Annotated in this window: 23 protein-coding genes; 13 read left to right on the top strand and 10 right to left on the bottom strand. The window is 59.9% G+C overall.

Going from position 1 to position 23,132, the window contains the following annotated elements; translation table 11 throughout:
• A complete protein-coding gene (locus tag BK658_RS24445; protein WP_123584538.1) occupies nucleotides 1-813 on the top strand; it encodes a YfaP family protein in 813 nt (270 codons plus the stop codon).
• Here BK658_RS24445 and BK658_RS24440 read toward each other — a convergent pair.
• Together BK658_RS24440 and BK658_RS24435 are read right to left on the bottom strand one after the other, a co-directional pair.
• Nucleotides 804-1,949 (bottom strand): Fic family protein, encoded by a 1,146-nt coding sequence (locus BK658_RS24440; protein WP_123584537.1) that lies wholly within the window; start codon nucleotides 1,947-1,949, stop codon nucleotides 804-806. The genes BK658_RS24445 and BK658_RS24440 overlap by 10 nt on opposite strands.
• A 138-nt stretch (nucleotides 1,950-2,087) precedes the next feature.
• On the bottom strand, nucleotides 2,088-2,537 hold the full coding sequence (locus BK658_RS24435; RefSeq protein WP_123584536.1) for a DUF3828 domain-containing protein: 450 nt from the start codon (nucleotides 2,535-2,537) through the stop codon (nucleotides 2,088-2,090).
• An 842-nt stretch (nucleotides 2,538-3,379) separates the two neighbouring features.
• Here BK658_RS24435 and BK658_RS24430 point away from each other — a divergent pair.
• From BK658_RS24430 to BK658_RS24375, 12 genes are all read left to right on the top strand, one after another.
• Complete coding sequence (locus BK658_RS24430) at nucleotides 3,380-4,459, top strand: Gfo/Idh/MocA family protein (protein ID WP_123584535.1); 1,080 nt, start codon at nucleotides 3,380-3,382, stop codon at nucleotides 4,457-4,459.
• Nucleotides 4,449-5,564, top strand: a complete 1,116-nt coding sequence (locus BK658_RS24425) for a DegT/DnrJ/EryC1/StrS family aminotransferase (RefSeq protein ID WP_123584534.1) — start codon at nucleotides 4,449-4,451, stop codon at nucleotides 5,562-5,564. Before BK658_RS24430 ends, BK658_RS24425 begins: the two co-directional genes overlap by 11 nt.
• On the top strand, nucleotides 5,565-6,077 hold the full coding sequence (locus BK658_RS24420) for an NUDIX hydrolase (RefSeq protein ID WP_123584533.1): 513 nt from the start codon (nucleotides 5,565-5,567) through the stop codon (nucleotides 6,075-6,077). It begins immediately after the preceding gene.
• Nucleotides 6,074-7,162 carry a DegT/DnrJ/EryC1/StrS family aminotransferase gene (locus tag BK658_RS24415; protein ID WP_123584532.1) on the top strand — a complete coding sequence of 363 codons (1,089 nt, stop codon included), beginning with the start codon at nucleotides 6,074-6,076 and terminating at the stop codon, nucleotides 7,160-7,162. Before BK658_RS24420 ends, BK658_RS24415 begins: the two co-directional genes overlap by 4 nt.
• The gene (locus BK658_RS24410) at nucleotides 7,143-8,513 is read left to right on the top strand and encodes an NAD(P)/FAD-dependent oxidoreductase (protein ID WP_123584531.1); all 1,371 of its coding nucleotides are present in this window, start codon (nucleotides 7,143-7,145) and stop codon (nucleotides 8,511-8,513) included. Before BK658_RS24415 ends, BK658_RS24410 begins: the two co-directional genes overlap by 20 nt.
• A complete protein-coding gene (locus tag BK658_RS24405) occupies nucleotides 8,510-9,208 on the top strand; it encodes an HAD family hydrolase (protein ID WP_123584530.1) in 699 nt (232 codons plus the stop codon). The genes BK658_RS24410 and BK658_RS24405 overlap by 4 nt, the downstream gene beginning before the upstream one ends.
• 2 nt (nucleotides 9,209-9,210) lie before the next feature.
• Nucleotides 9,211-10,323, top strand: coding sequence for a fatty acid desaturase family protein (locus BK658_RS24400; protein ID WP_123584529.1), 1,113 nt, complete (start codon nucleotides 9,211-9,213; stop codon nucleotides 10,321-10,323).
• Nucleotides 10,320-11,228: an S-methyl-5'-thioadenosine phosphorylase gene (gene mtnP, locus BK658_RS24395; RefSeq protein WP_123584528.1), complete on the top strand. Its 909-nt coding sequence runs from the start codon at nucleotides 10,320-10,322 to the stop codon at nucleotides 11,226-11,228. The genes BK658_RS24400 and mtnP overlap by 4 nt, the downstream gene beginning before the upstream one ends.
• On the top strand, nucleotides 11,225-11,821 hold the full coding sequence (nudK, locus tag BK658_RS24390; RefSeq protein ID WP_123584527.1) for a GDP-mannose pyrophosphatase NudK: 597 nt from the start codon (nucleotides 11,225-11,227) through the stop codon (nucleotides 11,819-11,821). The genes mtnP and nudK overlap by 4 nt, the downstream gene beginning before the upstream one ends.
• Nucleotides 11,822-11,829: 8 nt before the next feature.
• Nucleotides 11,830-12,744, top strand: a complete 915-nt coding sequence (locus tag BK658_RS24385) for an ABC transporter substrate-binding protein (RefSeq protein WP_123584526.1) — start codon at nucleotides 11,830-11,832, stop codon at nucleotides 12,742-12,744.
• Nucleotides 12,745-12,830: 86 nt separating this feature from the next.
• Nucleotides 12,831-13,976, top strand: a complete 1,146-nt coding sequence (locus BK658_RS24380) for an MFS transporter (protein WP_259740128.1) — start codon at nucleotides 12,831-12,833, stop codon at nucleotides 13,974-13,976.
• A gap of 6 nt (nucleotides 13,977-13,982) precedes the next feature.
• Nucleotides 13,983-14,639, top strand: a complete 657-nt coding sequence (locus BK658_RS24375; RefSeq protein ID WP_123584524.1) for an HAD family hydrolase — start codon at nucleotides 13,983-13,985, stop codon at nucleotides 14,637-14,639.
• 476 nt (nucleotides 14,640-15,115) lie between these two features.
• Here BK658_RS24375 and BK658_RS24370 read toward each other — a convergent pair whose 3' ends face one another.
• The 8 genes from BK658_RS24370 to eat all read right to left on the bottom strand — a co-directional run bounded on the left by BK658_RS24370 (nucleotide 15,116) and on the right by eat (nucleotide 22,894).
• Nucleotides 15,116-15,865 carry a S24 family peptidase gene (locus BK658_RS24370; protein ID WP_123584523.1) on the bottom strand — a complete coding sequence of 250 codons (750 nt, stop codon included), beginning with the start codon at nucleotides 15,863-15,865 and terminating at the stop codon, nucleotides 15,116-15,118.
• Nucleotides 15,866-16,096: 231 nt separating this feature from the next.
• Nucleotides 16,097-16,624, bottom strand: a complete 528-nt coding sequence (gene ppa, locus BK658_RS24365; RefSeq protein ID WP_071552079.1) for an inorganic diphosphatase — start codon at nucleotides 16,622-16,624, stop codon at nucleotides 16,097-16,099.
• A 122-nt stretch (nucleotides 16,625-16,746) separates the two neighbouring features.
• Nucleotides 16,747-17,559 (bottom strand): M90 family metallopeptidase, encoded by an 813-nt coding sequence (locus BK658_RS24360; protein WP_123584522.1) that lies wholly within the window; start codon nucleotides 17,557-17,559, stop codon nucleotides 16,747-16,749.
• A 6-nt stretch (nucleotides 17,560-17,565) separates the two neighbouring features.
• Nucleotides 17,566-18,222: a DedA family protein gene (locus tag BK658_RS24355; protein ID WP_123584521.1), complete on the bottom strand. Its 657-nt coding sequence runs from the start codon at nucleotides 18,220-18,222 to the stop codon at nucleotides 17,566-17,568.
• A 355-nt stretch (nucleotides 18,223-18,577) separates the two neighbouring features.
• Nucleotides 18,578-19,039, bottom strand: a complete 462-nt coding sequence (locus tag BK658_RS24350; RefSeq protein ID WP_054594225.1) for a GNAT family N-acetyltransferase — start codon at nucleotides 19,037-19,039, stop codon at nucleotides 18,578-18,580.
• A gap of 129 nt (nucleotides 19,040-19,168) precedes the next feature.
• Complete coding sequence (gene eutC / locus BK658_RS24345; RefSeq protein ID WP_123584564.1) at nucleotides 19,169-19,993, bottom strand: ethanolamine ammonia-lyase subunit EutC; 825 nt, start codon at nucleotides 19,991-19,993, stop codon at nucleotides 19,169-19,171.
• Between the two features lie 11 nt (nucleotides 19,994-20,004).
• The gene (locus BK658_RS24340; protein ID WP_123584520.1) at nucleotides 20,005-21,399 is read right to left on the bottom strand and encodes an ethanolamine ammonia-lyase subunit EutB; all 1,395 of its coding nucleotides are present in this window, start codon (nucleotides 21,397-21,399) and stop codon (nucleotides 20,005-20,007) included.
• A 124-nt stretch (nucleotides 21,400-21,523) separates the two neighbouring features.
• A complete protein-coding gene (gene eat / locus BK658_RS24335; protein WP_123584519.1) occupies nucleotides 21,524-22,894 on the bottom strand; it encodes an ethanolamine permease in 1,371 nt (456 codons plus the stop codon).
• Between the last annotated feature and the right edge of the window lie 238 nt (nucleotides 22,895-23,132).

Below are 23,132 nucleotides of genomic sequence, written 5' to 3'. Positions count from 1 at the left end.
ATGAAACGTCGTTATCCACAGGTCATCCTGTTCCTCTGCTCTTTGACCGCGTTGCCTATGGCGATGGCAGCCGATGCCGTCAAACTCGACACCCCTGTCGGCGGCTGGCGCATCGGTGCCTCCGAAGGTGAAGGCGAAAACTTCCGTCAGACCGTCAACTACCCGGCCTCCTCGGTCAACACCCCGGCGGGCCAGGCCAACACCGCTCGCATTACCGGTCAGATCAAAGCCACTCCCAAGCGCAACGAGCCCGGAAAACTCATCGTCAATGGCGTCAGCATGCCGCTGAAACTCGACCCCGCCGGACATTTCGACCGCCCGTTTTCATTCCCCAATGGCAGCAATAGTGTCGAAGTCCGCAGCCCGGACGGCCAACAACGCCACCGCACTCAATTCCTCCACCTCAGCGGCGGTGCGACCCCGGCCAAGCTGCGGGTCCTGCTGTCCTGGGACACCGATAACACCGATCTGGATTTGCACCTCATCACCCCTGATGGCGCACACATCTGGTACGGCGACCGCGTGGCGCCCAATGGCGCGGCGCTGGATGTCGACGTCACCACCGGATACGGGCCGGAGATCTTTTCCATGCCGGCGCCGATCAAGGGGCAATACCTGGTGTATCTGAATTACTTTGGAGGTGGGTATCGCAGTGGCGAGGAGGGCCAGGAGAATGCTGTTCAGCCGCTGACGACAGCGCAGGTGACGGTGATTACAGAAGAGGGAACGCCTGACGAGAAGATGCAGACGTTTGTCGTGCCGATGCGGGCGGTGGGGGAGTTGACGCTGGTTCGGGCGTTTAGTTATCCGTGAGGGGGAGGGTAGCTGATCTGATACCGAGTACTACGACCACCTCCTGGCAAACGCATCAGGCAGCCTTTCTCCAGCAACTCCGTCAAGTGTCGGGTTGCGGTGGCTTTGGATACTTTTGCCACGGCTTGATACTGGGCGGCGCTGATGCCGTTCTCAAAGCCGTTCTCGCCGCCATCGAGCAAGCGATTGAGTACTTTGACTTGTTCTGAAGACAGCGGATGTTCTCGATGCTGTTGCCAGAAACGCGCCTTGCCGAGCACGCGGTCGATACGAACCATAGCCTGTTGAAGGCTGCGCAATAGTGTTTGCAGAAACCACTCCAGCCACTCGGTGATATCAAGCGTGGCTTTCTGAGAGGTCTCCAGCACCCGGTAATAACCGGCGCGATCATCCAGGATACTGGCGGACATGGCGTAGAAACGGATGGCCTGGTTTTCGCCTTGAGCGAGCGCCAAGTCAGTGAGGGCACGGGTCAAACGCCCGTTGCCATCGTCGAACGGATGGAGGGTCACAAACCAGAAGTGCGCGATGCCAGCACGGAGCAGCGGATCGAGTTGCGTTTCGGCGCGGCTGGTTTCAAACCAATCGAGGAAGGCATCCAACTGCTGCTCCAAGCCGTCCCGCGCAGGGGCCTCCAAATGAACGGTTGGCTTATCCAGGCGACCGGAAACCACCTGCATCGGCTCATCTCCACGCAAGGCGCCGACACGGATATTTCGTGCACTGAAGTCCTCTTCCTGAGCAGGGAACAACCACTTATGCCAGCGCAGCAGACGTTCAAGGTTCAGCGGCTCGGCGAAATGCTGAGTGGCGTCCAGCATCAACTCCGCCAACCCTTCACTGCGCTTGCTCACGCGACTTTCGCCTACGTCTTCCAGGCCCAGACGTCGGGCCAGCGAAGAGCGCACCGAACCTGCATTAAGCTGTTCGCCTTCGATGGCGGATGAGGTCACGATGTTCTGCAGCAGCGAGTCCAGCTCACTTTGCGCACTGAGCGCTCCCCCCGCCGAACTGGACATTCCTGACAGACGACCTTGCGCCTGCACACACTCACGCACCAGCGGCGCCAAACGTGCGGCTTGCCAGTGAAAGTGCGGCCAATCGAGCTGTTGCCAGATCCAACGAGGATGGTCCATGGGGAAGGGCTCATGAGTGTGAGCCGAATAAGGAGGTTATTCGGCTCATTTGATGAGCCGATTGTGGGGGCTATTCGGCTCATGGTCCAGTAGATCGTCAGTGCGCCTGGGGATTCAGAAGAAACGGTCGGCCATCACTCAATCACTCTGATCCGCTGTGGACAGCACGTCATTGATCTTCCAGCAGCCATTGTTCTTGACCAGCAGCACATCAACGATCTGGGTTGTATCGGGCGTATTGCCCAATGTCACCTGCTCCCTGGCTGAGGCTCCCTGCACGAGTGGCTCACTGACCTTGATGTGGGTGAGCCATTCTTCCATGTAGTCTTGAGCCTTGATGAAATAGTCCTCTTCCAGCCCGTCCGGGCTGGCGATCTGCTTTTTGATCTTGTCGATCAGCTCATCCGAAACGTACTGCTTCACCTGCGCACTATCATCGGTCAGCGGATCTTTTTCATCGCTGAAGCTTTGCAGGTACCCGTTATAGAACGCTTCGGCCACGGGCTTGGGGGAGCTGGCGCAGTCTGCGAAGGCAACGGGGGGATGAAAAACCGCGGCGGCGAACAGCAGGGAAAGCCACTTTCTCATGGTTGTGTCCTTACAGATTCGATGGGGTTGGGCGAGGCGTGGGGCATTCGCCGAGCCCCTTCAGGCGCCCGATAGATTGAGCGCTTTGGGGAAGGGCAGTCAATGGACGGCTCGTGAGGTGGCGCGGGAGCGGTCCACCTGCGCTTGGTGATGCCGGCATGCAGACCGAATCCGGTTGCGCCACGATGACTCGCAGTCGACCAGCACGATGCCCTCCACCCGTTCTGGCGCTTATATACCAACATTCATAAGCTTTATATAAAAACTCAGTCTAAGCAAATTTGTGGCGGGATCTGGAAGTGTGATCTACACATACAGCCACACATTGTTTATACGATGTGTTTTCTCAGGTGCTCACGGAGATTGAGTACCTGCAGGTCAAGGATGAACGAAGATGTACTTCAAGGAAGATTCCGCTCATGCATGCTTACTCGCAAGAAAGGCACCATTCCCTTTTCGATGGAATGTGCGACCGGCCTCTAAAGACTTTTGCCTTCTGCGCAATCGACTCGGGTCATGACACCTCGTTGCCCCCCGGGTCTGCGGACATCCTCAAACCTCGTCTCCGCGGCTTTATGCCTGCTTCTTGCGACAGCCTGCATATTCATCGTGTCGATCCGTTGCAGAAAACACCTTTAGCGAAATCAGGCGATCGTCCTGACGCGCTGAGCGGTGGTGATCTTGGTCATAGCGATCCCCCGATTTAGGGCTCCTCTGCCCGGCTTAAAACGAACGCTAGATTCATTCGATTTTTCGAAACAGTCCTCCGGGTCGGAATCTGCGTAGGCGTTCGTCCAACTATTTTACGAAGCAGTTCCCAATTTTCCAGGATGGAGATGGTAATGACTGTACTCAGAGTTGGCATCGTTGGTCTCGGCGCACAGATGCAAGAAAATCTGTTGCCCACACTTCTACAAATGCCGGACATACGTATTGTGGCGGTCTGTGACAGCGACCTCACGCGTGCCGGACAGATTCATCGCTTCATCTCGCATGTGTCGATAACGGACGATTTCGACGAGATGCTGGCGTCCAACTCGATCGATGCCGTGGTCATGGCATGCCCACCTCAGGCACACCGCGATCTTGCGCTCAAGGCCATGGCCAAGGGCGTCCACGTGTTTGTCGAAAAACCGCCTTGCTTCACCCTCGCGGAGCTGGAAACCCTGATCGAGGCCAGTCGCCGCTCGAACGTCGTCACAGGCGTCGGGATGAACTTCAAGTTTGCCAAGCCCATGCGTCAACTGCGCGACATGACCCGTACCGAGCAATTCGGGAAGGTTGTGCATATCCAGCTCAATCACTATGCAAGCAAGCCAACGGCGCCGCTCTGGGGCCTGGACTCGACGCTGAGATCCTTCCTGCTGGCGCAGGCAATCCACACGATCGACCTGGGTGTCACCTTCGGCGGCGGCGAGCTGCGCGATATCGAGTCGCGGGTTCAGCGCCACGATGACTCGCTGTTGGTGAGTCTGGAGCTGCAGTTTTCCACGGGTGCCACCGTCAGCCTCTTGAGCGGAACCATGTTCCCGTACTTCGAATTCGACATGAAGATCGTCAGCTCGAATTCGATGATGGTCGAACTCAACAACCTCTGGAATATCACCATGCACGAGCCGGAGCACGGCACCAGCGCCACCGGTACGGCCAAGCGCTGGCGTGGTGCGTGGCAGCCCGGGCCACTCGATTCCGGGTACGAGCGCAGTGGTTATTTTGGCGAGCTGGAGAAGTTCTTCGACGCCGTGCGCAGTCGTTCGTCCTATGAGGCGAGCTTCGAAAGCCTGCGACCTACCTACAAGATCATCGAAAAGATTTGCGCCGCCGACATTGCCCGGTCCGACCTGGCGCCTGTGCTGTCCCTGCGTACTGAACAATCCGTCAAGTCCAACGCCCACTTCGGAGTCGATTCCAATGTCATCTAATCTTGCCAATGCCGCGACCGCCCGACTGACGGTGTCTGATAAATACCGCCCGGTGTATGCAGACGATCTGCAGACCATGAAAAAAACCCTGGAACGCCCGCTGTCGGGCACCAGTGATGTGGTGGCGGAATACGAAGGCAAACTCGCCGCCTGGTTCGAGGCACGGCATGCAATCGCGGTATCGTCGGGCGGTGCGGCGCTTAGCGTGGCCATTTATGCGGCAGGCGTAGGCCCTGGCGATGACGTGCTGCTGACGCCGAGCTGCCCACTGTGCACCATCTACCCGATCATCGCGGCAGGTGCCAATCCGGTCTTCGTCGACACCCGTCCTCATGGCTTCGGCGCAGACCCGGCGTCTATCAAAGCGCGGATGACACCACGCACCCGCGCAATCATCGATATCCCGATGTGGGGCTACCCGACCGAAGTCGACGAGCTGCGCACGCTCACCCACGAGCTGGGAATCAAGCTGATCCTGGACCTGGCCCATTCCCACGGTACGACTCTGCATGGCCGTCCGCTTTCGCAGTTCGGCGACTTGTCATGCTTCAGCACTCACGAGCGCAAACCACTGGCAACCGGCGAGGGCGGTTTCATTCTCACCGACGACGATGCGCTGGCTCAGCGCAGTCGGGATTACAGCCGTTTCGGGAACCTGAACGGTAAAGACTTCGGCCTTAACTACAAACTCGCCGCGCTGCCGGCAGCCTTGGGCGAAAGCCGCCTGGCATCACTGGCCGGGCAGATCGATCAGCGCCGTGAAAACGCGGCCTACTTCCTGGGCAAGCTGGATCACAGCAAGGTTCGCGAGAAAAAAATCATCGCAGGGGGGGAGCCGAACTATTACTTCCTCAATCTTGAACTGCACTTCGCCGACAACCGCGCGTTCATTGACTACCTCGATGACGCCGGCATTCCGTCCGACATCAAGCGCTACGGTTGCAAGGCACTCTACGAGTTCCCGGCGCTCACCCACTATCGCAACGAGTGCCCGAACGCCGAAGCACTGCTGGCAAGCATGACGACGATTCCGGTTCATCCGGACATTACCCGCGCCGAGCTGGACTACATGGCCGACCGCATCAATCAGTACGGTGCTGCGTGAATGACTGACGCACTCGATCGCTCGCAATTGGATCGGCACTTCACCGCGTCCGGGTTCGTACTGAACCCGGACCGGAAGATGTTGCTGCTGCATCACCGCAAGCTTGGGGTCTGGTTATACCCGGGCGGCCATATCGAACAGGGCGAAACCCCCGACGTGGCGGTATTAAGGGAGATTTTCGAAGAGACCGGCATCCGTGCCGAACTGCTCGGCGAGCGCGATGAGGCGCTCGCCGATGTCGAGACCGATGTCACTGTGCTGCACCAGCCATATCGGGTGCTGTGCGAATACATCGATGACAAGCGCGGGCCGCATTACCACCTGGATTTGATCTACGTGTGTGCCACCCATCTGCGCACCTGCCCGGACGACAGAGAGGTCGAGCACGCTCGCTTCTTCAGTCGTCAGGAGACGGCAGAGCTGAAGATGTTTCCCAACTTCCGGCGCATGGTGGATCGGGTCTTCGCGGACGATGCGCTGTGGGACCTGGTCGGCATGAAGGTGTCACCATGAACCCGCGAACCATCGTGCAAAAGGGCACTCACGGTACTTTCGACGATCTGCGCGAGCTTGAACGAGCCCTGTGCTCGGGCCTGACCGGCACATCGTCGATTGTCGAGGAATACGAGACGGCGCTCGCGGCGTTGTACGGCGTACGGCATGTGATTGCCGTGTCGTCCGGCGCGGCATCGGTGACGGCAGCGCTGGCCGGTGTCGATTTCCGGCCGGGCGATGAAGTCATCGTCGCCCCGACAGGCCCGATCTGTACGGTGCTGCCGATTCTGTCGCTGGGGCTTGTACCGGTCTTTTGCGATGTTGCGCCAGACAGCTTTGGCCTTGACCCGGAGGATCTGCAGCGCTGTGTCAGCGAGCGCACCTGCGCGGTCATCGAGGTGCCGATGTGGGGATATCCGATCCGTTCGCACGCAACGTGGGCATTTCTGCGTGATGCCGGGATCCCGCTGATTCAGGATCTGGCCCATGCCCACATGACACGGTTGAGCGGCACGTGGCTTGCGCAGCATGGCGACATCAGCTGTTTCAGCACCCACGACTGCAAGTTTATCTCGACCGGTGAGGGCGGCTTCGTCATGACCGATGACGATAACCGGGCCAGGCGCATTCGGGCTTACACGCGCTTCGGCAACCTGACGGGCGAAACCTTGGGCATCAACCTGAAGTTGGGTGGCCTGCAGGCGGCAATCGGCCTGGCGCGTTCACGTCAGCTCGGGGCGCACCTTGCGCAACGCTTGCGTAACCGCGAACGGCTGCTCGGGTTGCTCGACAACCCGGCCTTTCGCGAGTTGCCGGTGGTCGCCGAGGGTGAGGTGAATGGCTATTCGTTGTTGCTGCAATCGGTGGGGCATGACGGTCGTCAGTTGGTGCACTACCAGCAACGGCATGGCATCGAGTCGGATATCGGCAAGTACGACAACCAGCCGTTGTACCAGTTGCCGTTGCTGACCCAGTACCACCGCGATTGCCCCAACGCTGCCAGGTTGCTGCGCTCACTGACCACGGTGCCGTTACATCCTGACCTGGTGGACGACGACCTGCATTACATCGCCAAGGTGCTCAATGACTACTCTCCTGTCTGACTCAGCGCCCCGCGCGCGCCATGCGGTGGTGATTGGCGGCAGTGTGACCGGCTGCCTGACGGCCGCGGTGCTGGCTCGTCGTTTCGAGCGCGTCACGGTGATCGAAAAAAGCGATTTCTACGACGAAACCGGTCCGCGCCAGAGTGTTCCCCAGGAGCATCACGTGCATTTGCTGCTGTTGCGCGGCAAGCAGATCATCGACCGGATTTTCCCCGGCATCCTGAGCGCACTCGAGCAGAGTGGCGCCCAGGTGGCGGACCTGGGGCACGACGTGAAGTGGTACCAGGGAGGGCGCTGGAAGAACCGCTATCGCAGCGGTATTTATGCCCACTATTGCAGCCGGCGACTGATCGATAACCAGCTGCGCCGTTGTCTGGCGGCGGTGCCGCGGGTCGACATCCTTTCGGGCACGCGGGTGACCCGAATCGAGTTTTCCGGTGACAGCGACCAGCGTGCCGTGAGCGGCGTGATCATCGACGACGGTTCGCGTGAGCGCAGCGTGTCCTGTGATCTGTTGGTGGATGCCAGCGGCAGGGGCACGCACATGCCCTCCTGGCTGAAAGAGGCGGGTTTCGGGACCGTGGAAAACAGCGTGGTCAAGACCGAACTCGGCTACGCCTCGCGCATCTATCGCCGCCTGCCTGCGTTCGCTGAGCAATGGCAGGTGCTGCTGGTGCTTCCAACCGCGCCGGCACAGCGCTCGATGGGCGTCATCAGCCCCATCGAGGGGAATCGCTGGATGGTGACGACCGGTGGCTGGTTTGGCCACTTTCCCGGCAAGGACCCGGACGATTTTCTGCAAGCGCTGGCCGCGCTGCCAGTGCCGGATATCCACGAGGTCATTCGCGATGCCGAACCGTTGTCGGAGGTCTTTACGTTCAAGATGCCCGGCAGCCGCCGCAGCCACTATGACCGCATCGAGCACTGGCCTGACGGTTTGCTGGTGGTGGGCGATGCCTTGAGCAGCATGAACCCGCTGTACAGCCAGGGCATGACGATCGGTGCGCTTGAGGCCGATTGCATTGATGCCCGTCTCGACGAAGTACTGGCGCGGTCGCTGAGTTGCCGTCAGTTGCAAGGCTTGTTGTGTGGCGTGGTCGATGGCGCCTGGAACATGGCCACGACCGAGGATTTCCGCTTTCCGGAAACCATCGGCAAACGCACCTGGCGCACCCGCTTCCACCATTGGTACGGCGCAGGGCTTGGAAAGCTGTCGGCGAGCAATCGTCGCGCGCTCGAAACACAAATCGGTGTGACCAATCTGGTGATGGAGCCCAACCGGCTTTATTCGCCGGCGATTGTCTCTCGCATCGCACTCAATGCCATCCTTCCCGGGAACACTCGACAATGATCGACGATCTCCTGCATTTCTCTGGTATCGAACACGTGGTGTTCGACTGGAACGGTACCCTGATCGACGATATCGATCTCGCCGTCTTTGCGGTCAATCGCTGCGGTGAGCAGTTTGATGTCGCGCCCATTACCGCCAGCCAATACCGGGCCAAGTTCGATTTCCCGATTGCCGATTTTTATGCGGCGCTCGGGTTTGATCTCGAACGTGTGCCGTTCGCGACGATCGTTCAGCGATACCTCGAGCATTTCGACACGAATGTCGCCCACTGCCCGCTGCACCCGGGTGTATTCGAGTTTCTCGACGCGGCCGGGCGTGCCGGCATCCGGGTGTCGATCCTGTCGGCGTCCCATTGCGATGTACTGGTCCAGACCCTTCAGGCCAAGGGCTTGCATGACCGTTTCGAGCACGTTGTCGGCCTGAGTCACAACCAGGCCACCAGCAAGGCCGCCGAAGCCGCCATCCTGCAAACAAAACTTGGCTCGCCGCCCGCACGAACGCTACTGGTTGGTGACACGCTGCATGACGTTGACGTGGCGCGCTCGGTGGGCTGGCAGCCAGTGCTGGTATCGACCGGCCACCAGGATAGCGACCGCCTGCGGCGCAGCGGTGCACCCTTGTTCAAGGACTTGGGCGATCTGCTCGAACGCTTTGCACCCCGTGACGCCCTCTCGATTGTGCAGGGGAGTGCCTGATCGTGACCACATCGCAGAGTGTCTTGATTTGCCTGATTGCCACGACGCTGACGTTGCGCGCGGTTGTCGCCTTCTATTACCGCGACAAGCTGCGCATATTGCGTTTGCTGAAGCTGGTTCCACGGATTGACGGGCGCAAAGAGCATTACTACCGGCCACTTGATGAATGGTTCGCGCCGCTGCCCTTTGTCTGGACATGGCTGGATATCGTTGCCGGGGTTCTGCTTGCGTCGATCTATTCAACGCCGCTGATGTGGCTGGTGGTGGTGCTCTGGAGTGGCGGGCGCCTGCGCGCGCTGCAAGAGTTCGGTCACAACGCTGTGCATTTCGCGTTGTGTCCCAACCATGCCTGGCAATGGTGGTTGAGCAATATTTTCTATCAGTTCCCGGCGTTCAAACGCGACATGCGCAGTCGTCACCAGACCCACACTCTGGAACATCATCGCAACCCCAATCACCCCAAGCTTGATCCCAACCGTGCACGGGTGCATGCCGGTGGTTATGTGGCCGGGATCTCGCCCGGTGGGTTCTACGCGCTGCTGTTGTACCCACTGACACCGCGTGGTGCCTGGGTGAACCTGAGCACCATGGCGCGCAGCAGCCTGTTGAACCACTCGCGGCTGACGACGGTTGTACGGTGTTTGTGTGTGATAGCCGTCGCGGCGCTGCTCTATTGGGCGGGCGGCTGGAAAGGGCTGGTATTTGGCTGGCTGGTCCCGTTGCTGACGTCGTATCCGGTGTTCGCCTGGGTATCGCTGCTCACCGAACACCGCTGGTTCATCGAGGGGGCTTCGAAAGATCGACGCGATCTTGAATACCTCGCAGGCAGGCCGACCGATTACTTCGGCCTGACAGGATGGTTGATCCGTGTGTTCATCGCGCCGACTTCCGATGCCTACCACCTCGCGCACTCGCTGTACCCCGGCGTGCGCTGGAACTATCTGCCAGCGATCGACCGGCACCTGAAAATTCATGAGCCCCGCTACAGCACTAATGCCAGTGAAGGCCTGTTGCTGCGCCGTGGCAGGGCACCGACCGCGCTTTCCGAATTGTATGAGCGTCTGGTGATTGCCGGACAAGAAGAGCCCACCCTGAAGACGAGAGGCAATGCGTGACTAATTCAACAGTATCCCGGCAAATTCAACGTATCGGCATCATTGGTGGCAGTGGTCTTCAACAATTGCCCGGTTTGGCAGACGTGCAGCAGGTCGAATGCGAAACTGTATTCGGCAAGCCGTCATCCCCGGTCACCCTCGGCACACTCAATGGTGTACCGGTGGCGTTCGTGCAACGCCACGGGATCGGGCACACGATCCCGCCAGCATCCATCAACGTGCGCGCCAATATTGCCGCGTTGCGTAGCGTTGGCTGTACGCAACTGTTGTCGGTCAGTGCCGTGGGCAGCCTGACCCACGATGCACCACCGGGTAGCTTCGTGTTGATTGATCAATTCATCGATCGCACGATCCAGCGCGACAAGACCTTCTTCGGCCCGGGCCTGGTCGGCCACGTGCCGTTCGGCGATCCCGTCTGCGGGCGTATGCGTTCAGTGCTGGCGGCCAGTGCCGAAACAGCCGATGTGCAGGCGCGCAATGGCGGTACCTACGTGGTGATGGAGGGGCCGCAGTTTTCGACTCGCGCCGAATCCAATCTCTATCGTCAATGGGGCGGCACGGTGATTGGCATGACGGCCATGCCCGAAGCCAAGCTGGCGCGCGAGGCGGAGCTTTGCTACGCGATGATCGCCATCCCGACCGACTTCGATTGCTGGCATGAATCCCACGAGGATGTGAACGCAACGCTGGTTGCCCAGCGGATGGCCGACACCTTCTCACTGACCCGTCGCCTGGTCACCGAGGCGGTCTCGCGGCTTGGCGAGCATCACGGTGCCTGCCCGTGCGGGTGCGACCATGCATTGGACACCGCCGTGATGACTGCCCCCGAGCAGCGTGATCCAGAGATGGTCGCGCGCCTGCTCACCGTCGCCCCTAACGCCACTCACCTGGGAGCAAGATCATGAACCAGGCTATCGCCACCAAGGACCGGGTACGTATCCAGCAAGTCGAAGTGCTGTCGGACAACTGGTACGTACTGCGCAAGACCACCTACGATTTCCTGGGGCGGGACGGGACCTGGCGCAACATGTCCCGGGAAACCTATGACCGGGGCAACGGCGCGACGATTCTGCTCTACAGCAAGCTGAAAAAAACCGTGGTCCTGACCCGCCAGTTTCGCTTTCCCGCGTTCGTCAATGAGCACGATGGCATGCTCATCGAAACCTGCGCGGGGCTACTGGATCGCGACGATCCGCACACCTGTATCCGCAAGGAAACCGAAGAGGAAACCGGTTATCGCATTGAAGAAGTGCGCAAGGTTTTCGAGGCGTTCATGAGCCCGGGATCGGTCACCGAGCGTCTGTATTTCTTCGTGGGGGAATATTTCGACGAAGACAAATTGGGCGAGGGCGGAGGCGTTGAAGCGGAGGGTGAGGAAATCGAAGTGCTCGAATTGCCCCTCGACGATGCATTGGCAATGATCGAGACGGGGGAGATCACCGATGGCAAGACCATCATGCTCTTGCAGTACGCCAAACTGCACCGGTTGCTGGATTGAGGCCGGGCATGACTGAACTTGTCGCCATCAGCTCGATGGAAAACGCCGAACTCGCCGAGTTCGTCGACGGCATTGCCTCCCATATCGGTATGCCCGTACGCCTCACACGCTGGTCAACCGCAGAGCTGATCGAGCGCGTGAAAACCGACACGGCAGGCTCCTGGGATCTGTTGCTGGGAACCGCAGCGACGGCGCTCCTCGACCCGGCACTCGTCTCACGGTTGCAGCCACTTGAACAGCTCGATTGTTCGGCGTTGCCGTCAGAGGCAGTCGCCGCGGATCGTCGCTGGTTCAGCCCGTCGGGTTTCGTGCCCGCATTCTGCTACGACCCGCGAGTGCTTGCCGAACACGGTCTGGCGCCACCCCATAACTGGGAAGCGCTCAACACGTTGGCGTGGTCGCAACGCATCGCGCTGCCGGACCCGGCCCGATCGGGCGCCGGTTATCTGCATCTGAGTGCACTCCTGGAACATTACGGCGATGGGGCGTGGGAGATGCTTGCCGATATTGCCCGGCTGCGGCCTTCGATCAGCGGGTCGTCCACGGCGCCGATCGAGGCCGTGCTCGAAGGCCGTGCGTGGGTCGGTGTCACGGTCTCGACCGCCGCGACCCGAGCTGCCCTGGAGCATCCGTCGTTGCGCTGGTGCGTACCCGACGACACGCGTCGCTATGAGTTCGAGGTCTTCGGCTGTCGAGCCGGCTCGCGCCTGACGACACAGGCCGTACAAGCACTGGCCTGGATGCTCTCACCGGACGCCGCAGCGATCAGCCGGCGTTATGGCAAGGTTGTGGTGGGCGGTGTATCGAGCGCTGGACTGGCCGCGGTCGATCTGCGAACGCTGGATGCGGGCAAGGCCAGTCGCGCCAAGGTTGCCCGTTGCGCGCGATGGCATTCGCTTTTCGAGGGGGCGGCCGATCAATGACAGAGATGACGCGCAACGAATCGACAAGGCCGCTCCCGTCATCCCGAGACGCAGGGCTTGAGCGGCGCCCGTGGGCGATCTATCTGATGTTCGGGCTGTTTGGCGCCCAGCAAGGCATGCTTGGCCCGATCATGCCGTTCCTGCGCGCCGAGTTCGATCTGGACCTGCGCTGGACGGGCTTGCACTTCGCGGCGTATGCCTTGGGGCTGGTATTGATCGGTGTTCCGTATCGCTGGCTGGAGCGCCGGGCGTTGCGGGTCGGCATGGGGCGTATCGCAACAGGCTGCGTTGTCGTGGCCAGCGGGCTGTTTGCCGTGGCCAACGGTTTACCGATGACGCTGTCTGGCAGCGTGTTGATGGGGCTGTCGGGTGGTCTGGTATTGGCCGTTGGTCAGGCCATGCTCGGCGTGCGCTATCGCCAGCATGCCGCCGCGAAACTGGTGGAGGCGCATGTGGTGGCTGGTCTCTGCGTGTTGGGAGGGGCATTGCTGGTGGGCGGGGTTACGGCCCTCGGGCTGTCGTGGCGCACGGCTCCACTGATCGTCAGCGCGTGTGCCTTGTTGCTGTTCGCGGCACCGCTGAAGATCCATCGCCCGGAACAATCGCCTGCCCAGAGCGGGCGGCCGACCATTTCCCCGGACACCTTGCGCCTTGCGCGAATGACCCGCTCAAGCCTGTGGGCCCTGGTGCTTTTGGGGATTTCGGCCGAGTGGGGCGTTGGCTTCTGGGGCGCCGAATACATGAAGGCCCATGTGCAGATCACGGCATCCGTCGCCGCGACGTTGATGAGCGTGTATTTCGCCGGCACCGTTTGTGGGCGTCTGGCCAGCAGTCACGCCTTGCGCCGGGTAACGCCGTTGGTGCTGCTGACCGGTGTGATACTGGGGGCGATCGCAACACTGCTGGCGCTGTTCTTCATCCGGGGGATGGCGGCCACCGCGATCTTCACGTTCTTGCTGGGGGCCTGTCTCGGCAATTTTTTCCCGCTGATCCTCGGTTCTGCAATGAGAGTCGCCCCTGAGGCGAGTTCAGTACTCAGCACCCAGGCGTCGCAAGCGGTTGGCGTGGCGCTGTTGCTGGCGCCGTTCCTGCTGGGGCTGCTGTCCGAGCGGATCGGGGTCGAGGCGGCCTTCAGCCTGCTGATCGTCTATCCCATTCTTATGTTGCCGTTGGTGCGAGGGCTGCGTTCCTCCTCGTCTGCCGGCAACACGGCCGTAAATTTACAGGAGTAAGGGTCAATGGGCCTATCCGCACTGTTGTTCGACCTGGACGGTACACTCATCGACACCGATGAACTGCACTTGAAAGCCTATAACCAATTGTTGGCGCGCTGGTATCGGTCGATGGACATCACCTACTACAAGGCCAACGTCATGGGTTTTCCCGATGACATGATCTTTGGCGGTCTGTTTCCCGGTCTGCCGGCTTCGAAATACCCTGAGTTGGCGGCGGAAAAAGAGGCGATGTTCCGCGCCCAGCTGGGTAAAACAATCCCCACACCTGGAGTGTCACGGATTCTCGACCATGCACAGCAGCTCGGCCTGCGCACGGCGGTGGTGACAAACGCGCCGCGAGAAAATGCGATGGCCATGCTGACGGGCCTGAACATCGTCGATCGTTTCGATACCATCGTCATCGGCGGTGAGCTCGAACTCGGCAAGCCCCATCCGATGCCTTATCTGACGGCTCTTGAGCTGCTGGGCGTAACCGCTGACAACGCCATCGCCTTCGAGGACTCGCTGGCCGGTGTCCAGTCAGCCTATGCGGCCGGTATCCATACCTTTGGTGTGTTATCGGGGTTGCAAGATCAGCAGCTTCGAGAAGCCGGTGCCCAGAGTGTCATTCGTGACTTTAATGACGATGTCCTGTGGCATTTTTTGGAGTCTGCACCGTAAAACCCACTTCGTAGGTGCCGGGTTCGGTCAGGTATTCGACTTGTTTCGGATTCGGCTTACCTATTGGATTTCCCCTGTCGTCCTATTGTCCCCCCACTTCATCGTCGGATGAGGTCAAGTGGCGTTGAACACGATAGGACAGGGGAATGCCTGAAGTCCCCGTAATAGCCAGGCAATCAGGTGGATTCTCTTATGAGACAGGATTATTTCAGGCATTAAAAAGCCGGCTTGTGGCCGGCTTCTCGGGGACGGGCTTGGTTTATTTTTGGTAAACCGTACCAGCCTTCAAAACGTACACCCGGATCTTGCGTCCGGCTGTGGGACTTGGCGAGAAAATCATCTGCCTTGTCGGTGCGATCGGACCAGCACAGGGCGGGGCGATGCAAATGTGGGGCGCAGCATACTGATTTTTTTGGGGAATTCCCAGCTTGAAGTGCCGCCCAGAGCGTTGTGCTGCTTAAAAGGGCGGTGTGGTGTCAGCAAAATGGTACAGGTGGCCGTCGCTTGTTCAGCGTGGACCACCAGAAGACCCAGCCGAGGATTTCGATGTTTTGTTCTTCGATCTGTTTGGCGCTGAAGATTTCGTCGGGGTAGCCGCTGCTGTTGTGGCTGCGCAGTCGCAGCGCGCCGGAGGGGAGGCGGTGCAGGTATTTGATGCGCAGCATGCCGGCGTGTTCGAGGGCGTAGATCTGGCCGTCGACGACCTGGGTCAGGCTGCGGTCGATGGCGAGGGTCGAGCCATCTTCGATTTTCTCCGACATGCTGTCGCCGATCATGGGCACGCAGATGGCTTGGGCCGGTTCGACCTCCAGGCTCTCGAGGTGGCTTCGCGGCAGGCGGATGAACTCGCCGGGGATTTCGACGACCTCGGTTTCGCTGGCGCCAGCGGTAATAGGGACTTCTTTATACAGCGGGATTTCTACATCGAGCGAATCGATGTTCACGGTGTACACGCCGCGTGTTTCTTGCGCGTCGAAAACGTTGCCGGTCTGATCGGCCAGTTGGCCCGCGCCTGGGTGCCTGGGACCTTCGCCATTGAGCAGCCACAGGCTGTTGACGCTTAACAGGCGGGCGATTTCGTCCATGCGCGGATAGGGGACGCCGCGGATGTACCAGTTGTTCACGTGCTGGGGCTCGACGTTGCAGAAAGCCGCGAATGCCGTCGGGGTGATGTTCACCTCTTTCAGGAGCGCTTTGAAGCGTGGGCCGCATTTGTGCTTTTTCATGAATACGGAGTTTACGGGCCGGGGTGGCCGGATTAAATAAACAACCGGATCAATTTTCGCGGGAATATTCTGCTGTAGTGCAGGATATTGTTAGTTCATATTAAACATGTCTAAACGTTAGACTTTTGTTTCATTAAACGCCCTGTTTAACTTGATGTTTTAACGCTCATAAAAAAACCCCGGATAACCGGGGTTTCTTCAAGAGGCCAGTGGCGTTCAGCCAATGCCGTCTCAGCCTTTATAGGCAGCAACCGACTTGGTGATCGCGGCGCGAGCGGCATCTGCGTCGGCCCAACCTTCGATCTTCACCCATTTGCCTTTTTCGAGATCTTTGTAGTTCGCGAAGAAGTGCTCGATCTGCTGAATCAGCAGCGGTGGCAGGTCGGTGTATTCCTTCACGTCGACGTACAGCTGGGACAGCTTGTCGTGTGGAACTGCGATGACTTTAGCGTCGCCGCCGCCGTCGTCGGTCATGTTCAGGATGCCGACTGGACGCGCGCGGATCACCGAGCCTGGAGCAACCGGGTAAGGGGTCACGACCAGCACGTCGAGGGGATCACCGTCGTCTGCCAGGGTGTTCGGGATGTAACCGTAGTTGGCCGGGTAGAACATTGGGGTGGCCATGAAACGGTCAACGAACAGGCAATCGCTGTCTTTGTCGATTTCGTATTTGATCGGCGCGTGGTTGGCCGGAATCTCGATCGCGACGTAGATGTCGTTCGGCAGGTCTTTGCCAGCCGGAATCTTGCTGTAGCTCATTGGGCGGTGCCCCCGTAAGTGGCCAAATGACTTGGCCGGATTGACCAAAAAGTGGCGGCGATTATAGGCATATTCCGTCGTCTGCGCCATGTACCAGAGGTCGTATAGACCCAGGCAGGAAGCTAGTCGTGTGCCTGATAGCCCGGATGTGTGGCTTGCAGTTGCTCAAGCCTGGCCAGCGGGTCCTGGCGGTAAAACAGCTGCAGTTGCTGATAGACCTGTGGATAAGTTGCGTGCAGCAAGTCCGGGGCGCTGAAGAAGTATTCGCTGGTGACGGCGAAGAACTCGGCCGGGTTTTCCGCAGCATAAGGGTCGATGGCGGTGTTGGCGTGCGGATGGCGATCCAGTTGGCGATTAAGGTCGTCGTAGGCGTGTTGCATGACTTTCGCCCAGTCGCTGACGCGCATATCACTGTGCAGCGGCGGCAAGCCGTTGGCATTGCCGTTGAGCATGTCGAGTTTGTGCGCCAGTTCGTGGATCACCAGGTTGTAGCCTTCCCAGCCCCCGCTGGCCATCACGCCCGGCCAGGCCAGAATGATCGGCCCCTGTTGCCAGGCTTCGCCGCTGTGCTCGCCGTTCCATTCATGCTCGACGCCGCTGGCATCGCGATGGCGCTGCGGGCTGAGGAAGTCGTCGGGGTAGAGCACGATTTCGTGGAAACCCTGATACCAGTTCAAATCGCCCAGGTGCAGCAACGGTAATTGCGCCTGCGCGGCGAGCAACAGGCGCTGCTCCTGGTGCAGTTCAACGCCGGGCAGGCAGCTCAGGTGTTTTTCTTGCAGAAAGAGCACGGCGGCTTCGCGCAGCCAGCGGTCTTCGGCCTCGCTGAGGCCGTCGAGAAAGCTCAGGTGTTGGCGCACCCGCTGCCAGGTTTCATCGGCAACGGGGTGTTTGGCCAGCGTGCGCTGGCGGCGCCAGGCGTTGAGGAACCACATGGACGCTCAGCGTGACTCGGCTTTGGAGCTCGCGTTGGCCAGGCGATTGCGGATCACCCCAATGATCATCGGTACCAGCGACAGCAGGATGATGCCCACTACCAGCAACGACAGGTTCTTCTTGATGAACGGCACGTTACCGAAGAAATAACCCAGGGTCACCAGGCCGCCGACCCAGAGGATGGTGCCGAACACGCTGAAGGCGAAGAAGCGCGGGTAAGGCATTTTGCCTACGCCGGCGACGAACGGTGCGAAGGTCCGAATGATCGGCAGGAAGCGCGCCAGGGTCACGGTCTTGCCGCCATGCTTGTCGTAGAAGTCATGGGTTTGTTGCAGGTAATCGCGACGGAAGATCTTCGAATTCGGATTGCTGAACAGTTTTTCGCCCGCCGTTCGTCCGACAAGGTAGTTGGTACTGTCACCGAGAATCGCCGCCAGCATCAGCAAGCCGCCGAGCAGCACCGGGTCCATGCCGCCACCGGCCGCTACAGCGCCGGCGATGAACAACAACGAATCGCCCGGCAGGAAAGGCATCACGACCAGGCCGGTTTCGCAGAAAATAACCATGAACAGGATGGCGTAGATCCATGGCCCGTAGTTGGTCACCAGCAAGTCGAGGTAGACATCGAGATGCAGGATTAGGTCGATCGGGTTGAAATCCATGGTGGGCACCTGTGGTAACGACCCGACTCAGCAGGCCTGTGCGAATATTTTGGAAAATTGGGCTACAGGGCTGCGGAGTTTTTCTTACAGCCCGTGAGGTTCGTGATTATACGGACTGAAAGGTGAAAAGCGTGTCGAGTTTGTAGCGAGGGATTTCGAAGGGCGCTCTTGGGGACCAGCGGTTAGCGGAGGTCCTTGTGTTCTTGTGGCGAGGGGGCTTGCCCCCGTTGGAGTGCGAAGCGCTCCTCGCGGTGTGACAGATACAAAACATTGTCTGGTTTACGACTGCTTCGCAGCCGAACGGGGGCAAGCCCCCTCGCCACAAAAGTTCGCTCCCACAGTGTCCGACTCTGGTTCAGAGCTCTTCACTGATCGGCAAGACGTAGTTCTTGAACTCGGTGTCTTCGCGAAAACCGATGGATTCGTAGGTTTTCTGCGCAATTTTGTTGTCGCTGCTGGTCGAGACGCGCATGCGCACGGCCTGGGTTTCCTTGGCCATTTTCTTTGCGGTGCGCATCAGGTTGTCGGCAACCAGTTGGCGGCGGGCATCTTCGGCGACGTAGATGTCGTTGAGGATCCACACGCGCTTGAGCGACAGGGACGAAAAGCTTGGGTACAGCTGACAAAAGCCCAGCAATTTGTTGTCGTCATCATCGGGCAGGGCCAGATAGATCACCGACTCCTTGCGGCGCAGGCGCTTTTCCAGAAAGGCCCGGGACGAGTCCGGGTAAGGCAACGAGCCATAAAACTCGCGGTATTTGACGAACAACGGCGTCAGAAGGTCCAGGTGCTCGAGGGTTGCTTGAGTAATCCGCATGCTAGGCCTCAACTTTCAAGTAGATAGGGCGGCAGTTTCCAGTGGATACGACGGCAATCGGTTCACTGCTCGGGCAGCCGTTCGTCGACTCTGCCTGAAAGCGGATCAAAAACGCAATTCCAATACGGGTCAGGCATCCGGCAGACTCAGTAGGAAATTTCCTTTCATATCAGCGTCATCTTTCGACCCGATAGTCTGGACCTGGGCTTCGTCTTTCAGGTTAACCCCCGACAACTGCCGTCGACAGGCCTCGCGCATCAAGTACAGCAAACGGTGTGCCGCCATGCCATAGCTCAAACCTTCAAGGCGGACGTTGGAAATACAGTTGCGATAGGCGTCCGTCAGGCCGACCTTTGGATTATAGGTGAAATACAAGCCGAGACTGTCTGGCGAGCTGAGTCCAGGGCGTTCGCCGATCAGGATCACGACCATTTTTGCACCCAGCAATTCGCCGATTTCGTCAGCCACGGCGACGCGACCCTGTTCCACCAGAATCACTGGCGACAATGACCAGCCTTCGGCGTGAGTCTGTTCTTCCATGCGCGCCAGAAACGGCAACGTATGCCGATGCACCGCCAGCGCCGACAGGCCATCGGCCACGACTATCGCCAGATCAACGCCGCCCGGGTTGGCCAACGCGTATTCACGCAGCGTTTGTGCGGACACATCACTCAACTTGCGCCCCAGGTCTGGCCGTTGCAGATAACTGTGGCGATCGCGGGCTGCGCTGTGCAGCAGCAGACTGTCGCGTCCGCGCTCGGCCAGTTGCTGGCTGAGCCCGACATGATCGAAGGGCAGGTGCACGGCATCGCGCGCCTCGGCGTGGGCGTACTGGAAGTCCAATTGCGCGCCGGTCGGCATGCTGGTGCCGGTACGACCCAGGGCGATGCGTGCCGGGGTCAGACGGCGCAGTCCCAGCCAGGGGTTTTGCGGATCGACGGTTGGTTTATCCATCAGCAGATTACTCATCCCAGTTGCGCCATGGCTTGGCGGAAAGCCGGCGGCAGGTTGTTGCCGAAGTGAACCTTGCCGTCACCTTGGGTGAAAATGCCCATTTTTGCCAGCCACACCTCGAACTCCGGCGCAGGTTTGAGCCCCAGGGTCTGGCGCGCGTAGAGCGCGTCGTGGAACGACGTGGTCTGGTAGTTGAGCATGATGTCGTCGGAGCCGGGGATGCCCATGATGAAGTTGATCCCGGCCACGCCCAGCAGCGTCAGCAGGGTGTCCATATCGTCCTGATCGGCTTCGGCGTGGTTGGTGTAGCAGATGTCGCACCCCATCGGCACCCCCAGCAACTTGCCGCAGAAGTGGTCTTCGAGACCGGCGCGGATGATCTGTTTGCCGTTGTAGAGGTATTCCGGGCCAATGAAGCCGACCACTGTGTTCACCAGAAACGGCTTGAAGTGCCGCGCCACGGCGTAGGCGCGGGTTTCGCAGGTTTGTTGGTCGATACCGTGATGGGCGTTGGCCGAGAGCGCGCTGCCCTGGCCGGTTTCGAAGTACATCAGGTTTTGCCCCAGGGTACCGCGATTGAGGCTCAAGCCTGCTTCATAACCTTCCTGCAGCACGCTCAGGCTGATGCCGAAACTGGCGTTGGCCGCTTCGGTGCCGGCGATCGACTGGAACACCAGGTCCAGCGGCACGCCACGGTTGATCGCCTCGATGGAGGTGGTGACGTGGGTCAGCACGCAGGCTTGGGTCGGGATTTCGTAGCGCTGGATGACCGCGTCGAGCATTTCCAGCATGGCGCAGATCGAGGCGATGCTGTCGGTGGCCGGGTTGATGCCGATCATCGCATCGCCATTTCCGTAGAGCAGACCGTCGAGAATGCTCGCGGCAATCCCGGCGGGTTCGTCGGTGGGGTGGTTGGGTTGCAGGCGGGTCGACAGGCGCCCGCGCAGGCCCATGGTGCCGCGAAATTGAGTCACCACGCGGATCTTCTGCGCCACCAGCACCAGGTCCTGCACGCGCATGATCTTCGACACGGCAGCGGCCATTTCCGGGGTCAGGCCAGGAGCTAGCGCCCGCAGGCTCTGCTCGTCGGCCGCGTCGCTGAGCAGCCAGTCGCGAAAACCGCCAACGGTCAGGTGGCTGACGGTCTCAAAGGCGCGTGCATCGTGGGTATCGATGATCAACCGCGTGACTTCATCGGATTCGTAGGGGATCAGTACTTCTTGCAGGAAATGCTTGAGCGGGATGTCAGCCAAGGTCATTTGCGCGGCGACCCGCTCGCCATCGTTCAGGGCGGCGACGCCGGCCAGAAAATCCCCGGAGCGTGCCGGGCTGGCCTTGGCCATGACTTCCTTGAGGCCATCGAATCGGTAAGTCCGGGCGCCGACGGTATGGGCAAATGCAGCCATGAGCGGTGTCCTCTTGATGTGTACAAGTCTTGATAACACTGACCAACCCCTGTGGGAGCGAGCCTGGGTATCAGTGCACTTCAAAAATGCAGGCGCCGGGAAAACCGCCCGGCGCCGGTGCGACTCAGATACCCGTGAGCATCGCGTCCGCCGGGGCGTCGAAGCGCTGTTTGGCGGTCAATTGGAAGTAGATGAAGCCTGCCACCATGAAACCGAGGAAAATCATCCCGATCAAGGTGTTGAACCAGGCCATCGCCACCAGGCAGACCACTGCCAGGAACAGCGCGATGCCCGGCACGATCGGATAACCCGGGGCGCGGAAGGTACGCTCCAGGTTCGGCTCGGTTTTGCGCAGTTTGAACAGGCTGAGCATGCTGATGATGTACATCACGATAGCGCCGAACACCGACATGGTGATCATCGCGGCGGTCAGGGTCATGCCTTGCAGGTTGACCAGCCCATCGCTGTAGATCGCCGCGATGCCGATCACGCCACCCGCCAGAATTGCCCGGTGCGGGGTCTGGAAACGCGAGAGCTTGGCCAGGCCGCGAGGCAGGTAGCCGGCGCGAGCGAGGGCGAAGAACTGTCGCGAGTAGCCGAGGATGATCCCGTGGAAGCTCGCCACCAGACCGAACAGACCAATCCACACCAGCATGTGCATCCAGCTGGAGTTGTTGCCGACCACGGCTTTCATTGCCTGAGGCAGTGGATCGTTGATGTTCGCCAGTTGGCGCCAGTCGCCCACACCGCCGGCCATCACCATCACGCCGATGGCCAGGAACACCAGGGTCAGGATGCCGCTGACGTAGGCCCGTGGGATGGTGCGTTTCGGGTCCTTGGCTTCTTCGGCAGCCATGGCCGCGCCTTCGATGGCGAGGAAGAACCAGATCGCGAAGGGGATCGCCGCAAAGATGCCGGGGATCGAGGCGACCGTGAACTCATTGGAGCCGGACCAGCCGTTGAGCACGAAATTGCTGAAGCTGAAGCCCGGTGCAACCACGCCCATGAATACCAGCAGTTCGGCTACCGCCAGAACGGTCACCACCAGTTCGAAGGTCGCGGCAATGCTGACGCCCAGGATGTTCAGGCCCATGAACACGAAATAGGCGCCGACCGCGGCGATTTTCGGGTCAAGATCCGGGTATTGCACGTTCAGGTAGGCGCCGATGGCCATCGCAATGGCTGGTGGCGCAAAGACGAATTCGATCAGCGTGGCGATCCCGGCGATCAAGCCGCCTTTTTCGCCAAAGGCCCGTCGGCTGTAGGCAAAGGGCCCGCCAGCGTGGGGAATTGCGGTGGTGAGTTCGGTGAAACTGAAGATGAAGCAGGTGTACATCGTCGCCACCATCAACGCGGTGACGAGGAACCCCAGGGTGCCTGCGGTGCCCCAGCCGTAACTCCAGCCGAAGTATTCGCCGGAAATCACCAAGCCGACGGCAATGCCCCATAGATGCAAGGTGCCGAGTGTGGGTTTGAGCGTTGTTGAAGAAGTCATAAGTCCTCTCTGTTTTTTATTGTTTGATCTGTTGGACTTTCGGGTGTGGCGGTTTGGGTGGATCGACGCTGTTCACGCAGCGGTTAATCTGTCGAACGGGCACGCAAAGCCCGTGCCAGAGCGGCAGGGCGATATTCGGTGTGTCAGTTAGGACGCCATCGCGAGCAGGCTCGCTCCCACAAGGGTTCTGTGAACGCTGGAGAACCACTGTGGGAGCGAGCCTGCTCGCGATAGCTAT

The organism is Pseudomonas brassicacearum (assembly GCF_003732175.1).
GTDB lineage: Bacteria > Pseudomonadota > Gammaproteobacteria > Pseudomonadales > Pseudomonadaceae > Aquipseudomonas > Aquipseudomonas brassicacearum_G.
This window is presented reverse-complemented; position numbering and strand designations above follow the sequence as displayed.